This window comes from Sphaerospermopsis sp. FACHB-1094 (assembly GCF_014696195.1).
Taxonomy (GTDB): domain Bacteria; phylum Cyanobacteriota; class Cyanobacteriia; order Cyanobacteriales; family Nostocaceae; genus Sphaerospermopsis; species Sphaerospermopsis kisseleviana.
This window is the reverse complement of record NZ_JACJPT010000186.1, coordinates 1-6,012: the sequence shown is the minus strand read 5'-3', so window position 1 is coordinate 6,012 and position 6,012 is coordinate 1. Positions and strand designations below refer to the sequence as shown.

6 protein-coding genes are annotated in these 6,012 nt (G+C 37.3%); all 6 read right to left on the bottom strand.

Going from position 1 to position 6,012, the window contains the following annotated elements; all coding sequences use genetic code 11:
- Nucleotides 1-219: 219 nt before the first annotated feature.
- On the bottom strand, nt 220-930 hold the full coding sequence (locus H6F47_RS26500; protein ID WP_190348800.1) for a Uma2 family endonuclease: 711 nt from the start codon (nt 928-930) through the stop codon (nt 220-222).
- A 42-nt stretch (nt 931-972) separates the two neighbouring features.
- Nucleotides 973-1,362 carry a type II toxin-antitoxin system VapC family toxin gene (locus H6F47_RS26495; RefSeq protein ID WP_347237814.1) on the bottom strand — a complete coding sequence of 130 codons (390 nt, stop codon included), beginning with the start codon at nt 1,360-1,362 and terminating at the stop codon, nt 973-975.
- A gap of 2 nt (nt 1,363-1,364) precedes the next feature.
- On the bottom strand, nt 1,365-1,589 hold the full coding sequence (locus H6F47_RS26490) for a ribbon-helix-helix protein, CopG family (RefSeq protein WP_096570058.1): 225 nt from the start codon (nt 1,587-1,589) through the stop codon (nt 1,365-1,367).
- An 87-nt stretch (nt 1,590-1,676) separates the two neighbouring features.
- Nucleotides 1,677-2,252 carry a Uma2 family endonuclease gene (locus tag H6F47_RS26485; RefSeq protein ID WP_190348801.1) on the bottom strand — a complete coding sequence of 192 codons (576 nt, stop codon included), beginning with the start codon at nt 2,250-2,252 and terminating at the stop codon, nt 1,677-1,679.
- A 293-nt stretch (nt 2,253-2,545) separates the two neighbouring features.
- Complete coding sequence (locus H6F47_RS26475; protein ID WP_190651723.1) at nt 2,546-4,789, bottom strand: FdhF/YdeP family oxidoreductase; 2,244 nt, start codon at nt 4,787-4,789, stop codon at nt 2,546-2,548.
- 127 nt (nt 4,790-4,916) lie between these two features.
- Nucleotides 4,917-5,816 carry a S1 RNA-binding domain-containing protein gene (locus H6F47_RS26470; protein WP_137668760.1) on the bottom strand — a complete coding sequence of 300 codons (900 nt, stop codon included), beginning with the start codon at nt 5,814-5,816 and terminating at the stop codon, nt 4,917-4,919.
- Nucleotides 5,817-6,012 lie beyond the last annotated feature (196 nt).

Genomic DNA, 6,012 nt, shown 5'->3' with positions numbered 1-6,012 from the left:
ATCTTTGCAAGGTCTTGACTGAAACTCCGATTTTTTTAGCAAATTCATGAGGTTTAAACATAAAGTCACTCATAGGTTTGTCTATGAGTGTACAGGTTTGTTTATTAAATTGTCAACTTAGGACAAGCTCAATATTAAAAATGATATTTAACCGGAGTCAGAGACTCCTGATAGCATTCCCAGTCTGGAGACTGGGAACGAGATCATATAAAATATTGATTAAATACTATCAGGATCTACACCCAAAGCTCTCAATCTTTCTGCTAATAATTGAGCGCGTTGTTCAGCATTTTCAGCCCGTTGTTTTTCCTGTTTTGCTCTTTCATCACCAGTCATTAAAACATTATCATCTTGATCACACCAACGTAACCAAGTATCATTCCTACCTTCAAATTCTCCCTCCCATAAAGTTAAACCTAAACCAATTTCTTCTAACCAATTATTTGTAGTTTCTACATATCGTCTGGCTTTGAGACTATAAACTCTTAAAACTTTGTCTCCTAAGTTTAGATTAGGATCATAGACGACATAATGATAAACCCGCATTTTTTCATAAATTTTTAGCTTTTTATCTAATTCCTCACCATCTTGATTAGAAACTATTTCTATCACTACTTCTGGGGTTTTACCAAATTTCCAAACCAGATAACAACGATTTTGTTTTTCCCACCAATTTTGCGGTGTTTCTACATCAAAACTCACAAATACATTGGGAACTATGGCAGGTTCACCATAGGTATGGTAGACACCAACATTAGCTTCAGCTAAAAAAACCTGATTTTGCAAAGCACTGTAAAGAGAACCGACTAATAAACGTTGTTGTTTGGCAGATGCGAGATTATCCACTGGTGTATCATCTTCTGTAACTAGCAAATTGGCATCTGGTACGTCGCAATTATCAATATCCTTGATTAAAAGTTGCTCAACCATGATTTTATCCACTATTTGAGGACTCTATTAACTGATCCTAACTTATTCCAACAAGAGAACGTAATGGCCAAATTTAGTGGCTAGTTTTCGATCATAGGTTAATACCTGAGTATCAGATTGAATTGCTGCTGCCACAAATAACGTATCATAGAAGGAATGACTTGATTCCACTGCTAGTTTTAAAGCAATATCCCGAATTTGAGAACTGGAAATTATCACATCAACTAATGCCTCAGCATCCAGCATGGAATCTAAACCTATTTGCAATGGTAATTGTCGAAATTGTATCCATTGCCAAATCACATTACCCAACTCAGCAAACAACGAATCAGGTACGATAATTTGATCTACAGATTCTAAAGCAGCGATCGCCTGTTCATACTTGTCCTCTACGCGCAAGAGGGCATAAGCAAATACCATCGTATCAATCACTATCAGAGTCTTCCTTCTGATTTCCAAGACTGTACCCGACTTTCCGCTTCCATTGGTAACACTTCCGCCCGTTGACGAATACGAGTAAGCACTTCATCTCTTTGCCCATAGCGTTTTTGCAACAAATCGCGGACTTCTTGCTCCATAGAAACCCCCTTTTGTGCTGCTAAACGTTTAATGCGCTCCACTAACTCATCAGAGATATTGCGAATAGTAATTGTTGCCATAGATACTCCTTTTGTCGTGCTAGTCTACTACCCGATCATAGTTAAATTGAAAATTACCTTGATAAAAAATTACTTTACAAATAAATGTTAATAACAATCTAAATTCAAACTAAATCCAGGTAATATCTCTTCACCTAATAACTCAGTCGGTAAATTTCTGATTTCTACATCTTTTCCTAAACGATAAATTTCTACCTGTTGCTGTTGAGGATTGATCAACCATCCTAATTTTACCCCTGCATCCATATATTCTTGCATTTTAGAACGCAGAGTTTCTATATTATCTGTTGCTGATCTTAATTCAATCACAAAATCTGGTGCAATGGGAGGAAACTTGCGTTTTTGTTCCGGGGTTAATGCTTCCCAATGTTCTTTTTTAATCCAAGCAGCATCAGGAGAGCGATCGCCCCCATTTGGTAATTTGAATATAGTCGAAGAACTAAAAGTATAACCCAATTTTGTTTGACGATTCCAGAAAACTAAATCGGCAATCATTTCTGCTTCTCGATTCCCGCTTTCTCCCCCCACTGGTGGCATAATAATTAAATCTCCTTTTGCTGTGCGTTCAAATTTTAAATCACTGTTTTTTTGACATAGTTGATAAAATTGATCATCGGTAAGATCAACACTATTTAAGTTTAATGTCAAAGTATTAGTAACCATACAAATAACCCGTTTGTGTATCATCTTCTGTAACTAGCAGGTTGGTATCCGGTATATCACAATGATCAATATCCTGGATTAAAAGTTGCTCAACCATAGTTTTCTCTACTTTATCCACTACTGATAGAGTTTTTAAGATTATAACAGGTGACAGGTGACAGGTAACAGAAATAAAAGTCTAGAAATTAGAAGAAAAAATATATCTTCTCCAAGTATATCTTAAACCCTCATTTCTCTGCGTTCTCTGCGCCTCTGCGTGAGAAATAAAAAATCTGAAAACAGGAAACGAGATTTTATTGATAAACAAAAACCGGAACTCTTTTATATGCAGGTGTGCCACTTTTCGGATCAATTTTCCCCTTAAATAATATATTTGCTTCAGGATAAAACATAAAAGCCACCCCTTCACGAATTGCACCAGAAATAATTTCTATATTCTCTAATTCTCCCCCATCCCCTTTAACCTTCACTCGTTGATGTGGGTGAAATCCTGCTTTTTTAATATCCAAATTATTCATCAAAATACAATGACGATGGGGCATATTTCTATATTTATCTTCACTGCGATAAACTACTGTGTTATGTTGTCCATAACTGCGCCCTGTTCCCAATATCAAAACAATTCCTGGCTGATTTTCTGTAAACCCAAAATCTGATTTTTTAGGTATTGATAATTGTGGTAAAGGTGTGATAAACATTTGCGCTTTACCATCAGGTGTTTTAAATTTTGGTTCGTCAAAAATTCGCCCTGCAATGATAAATTCTTCTTTGGTTTTATCAATTTCTCCAATTTTTTCATAACCAGGAATGGTTTTAGCAATTAATTCTCTTACATAAACTGGATCTTGCAATTTTCGCCAATTAATTGGATTTTCCCCATGTAGACGATAGGCAATTTCTGTGATCAATTCTATTTCGGAAATCAAATGAGAATTATGGGGTTGTAAATGACTTTTACCTTCATCATTTAACCTCACAAAGTTATTACCTGATTCTGTTGTGGTTTTATGGGGATTTTCAAAACGATTGAAAACTGGTAATATTAATGTTTGGTTTTTTCCTAGTCCGTGAAAATGTCCTAAGTTGGGTTTGGTAGATACATAAAATATGGTTTCTATTTGCGATAATGCTTGTTTTGCTTGTTGTAAATCAGGGTTAGCTGCATACAAATTACCACCTAAACAAAAGAGAGTATCTACTTGACTATTTTCTGCTGCTGCTATTAAATCACGGGTATGATAACCAGGTGTTTCGCTGAGAGGTTTTCCTAATAATTTTGATAGTGCTTGTTTGATTTCTTCTTGCAAGTGAATAGTTACACCCATTGATCCAAATCCTTGAACATTTGAATGTCCTCTAATGGGCATTGTTCCTGATCCAATTTTACCCGCGTTTCCTGTAATTAAGGCGGTATTTGCTATACTTAATATGTTATCAACTCCGTTTTCTTGTTGGGTTACACCCATCGCCCAAGCAAAAACTACTTTTGATGATTTACCGATTAAAGAAGCGGTAGCGGTGATTTCTTCATAAGATAAACCGCAAGTTTGGGTGATATTTTCCCAGGTTGTGTTATTTGCATATTCTACAATTTCTGCCCAGTTTGTTGTATAGGATTGCAGATATTCTCTGTTAACTAAATTCTGTTCTATTAATGATTTTTGTAACCCTACAAATAAGGCTACATCACTACCGGGAATAGGTTGTAAATATAAGGTTGAGATATCTGAACCACCTGTGAGTAATGATTTGATGGGAAATGCAGGGGAGGCAAATTTAACTAAACCGATTTCTATTTGGGGGTTAATAATAATTACTTTACCACCTCTGTCCCGCAATTTGATTAATTCGTTCATTAATCTGGGGTGGTTTGCTGGTGCGTTAGAACCTATTAATACTACACAATCACTGTGTTTGAGGTTCTCTAAACTTACCATTGATGTACCTGAACCGAAAACTTTTTTTAAGCCTACTGTTGAGGGGGCGTGACATAAATCGGAACAGTCGGCTAGATTGTTACTACCTAGCGATCGCATTAACAATTGTAATAAATAAGCAGCTTCATTTGATGAACGTCCAGAACTATAACTAGCGATTCTTTCTGGTGTTATACTAAAAGCTTGTGCTGCAATTTGATAAACTTCTTCCCAGCTAATGCGTTGATAATGGGAAGATCCGAATCTGAGAATCAGAGGATAAGTTAATCTACCTAAGCGATCGCATTCTTGAGAAGTCAGTTTTTGTAATTCATTAATATTATATTGTTGGAAAAATTCTGGTTTTATTCCTGGTTGCAATTCGGCTGATATAGCCTCTACACTTTTAGCACAACGTTGTAAATATTCTCCCCCTTCATTAACAAAACCCCCTTTTTGTCCACCCGTACCCCATGCACAGGATAAACAGGCGCTTTTATGATTCAGGGTTTGCCATAATTTTAACCCTTGGGGTGTTAATGTTTGTTCTACCCAGTATTGAATCACTGGTAAACCACCGCCTGATGATAGCTGAGACTTGCTTTCAGGTAATTTATCCATAAGGAGATCAAGGAGTTGGGAGATCAAGAAGTTGGGAGTTGGGAGTTGGGAGATCAAGAAGTTGGGAGTTGGGAGTTGGGAGATTAACGATAATTTCACCAATCACCCATCACCCATCACCCATCACCTATTCTGCTTTATTCGCTGCTCTGTTAGCACGGGCTTCTGCGGAGTTCATGACTTCTGCAAAGTTTTCTACAACTTCACCGGGGTAGTTTTCTAATACTCTAGTAGAAATAGCGACTCGACCTTTACCTTCATCTAAGTCAATAATTACAGCTTTAACTTGCTGACCTATTTGAAAGACTTTTTCTAAAGAGTCAATAAATTTTTGGCTGACTTGTTTAATGTGAAGTAAGGCGCTAACACCATCTAAATCTACAAATACACCAAAAGGCTTGATACCTGTAACTTTGCCTTCGACTAATTGACCAATTTCTAATAAACTAAAGTTGCTAGAACGAGCGGCTAAACGTTGGGAAAGAATCAGTTTTTTGTTATTGCGGTCTACTTCTAAAAAACCAGCGGTGAGAGTTTGACCTTTAAGTGCTTCTAAATTATCACGTTCGGCTAGATGCGATCGCGGAATAAAACCCCGCAGAGAAAGAACTTCAACGTTAACACCACCTTTATTGACACCGATTACCCGCACTGGTACTGTTTGGGAACTTTCCTGCATTTGGGATAATTTTTCCCAAATGTGCTGAATTTCCAACTGCTTGCGAGAAAGAGTAACTTGACCTTCCGCATCTTGTTCCCGGATAATCAAAAACTCTAGTTCCTCATTCATCGGTAACACTTCCGATAAATCAGTTACTGCTCTCAACGAAGCCTCATCTCGCGGTAAGAAAGCAGACGACTTACCACCAATATCAACATAAGCGCCATCATGGTCAAGTTGAAACACCTTACCATGTACAACTTGTCCCTTTTGAAATTGGTAATCGTGTTTTTCCAGTGCTTTGGCAAAATCGTCCATTGAAAAAGACGAATTGGCTGTTTGAGAAAGTTTTGATTCGGAATTCATGTTTTTTGAAGATTAATTGTTATGAAAAATTGGTAATGGGTAATTGGTAATTGGTAATTGGTAATTGGTAATTGGTAATTGGTAATTGGTAAAGTTCTTTTAGTCCCCAGTCCCCAGTCCCCAGTCACCAGTCACCAGTCCCCAGTCACCAGTCACCAGTCCCCAGTCCCCAGTCCCCAGTCACCAGTCCCCAGTC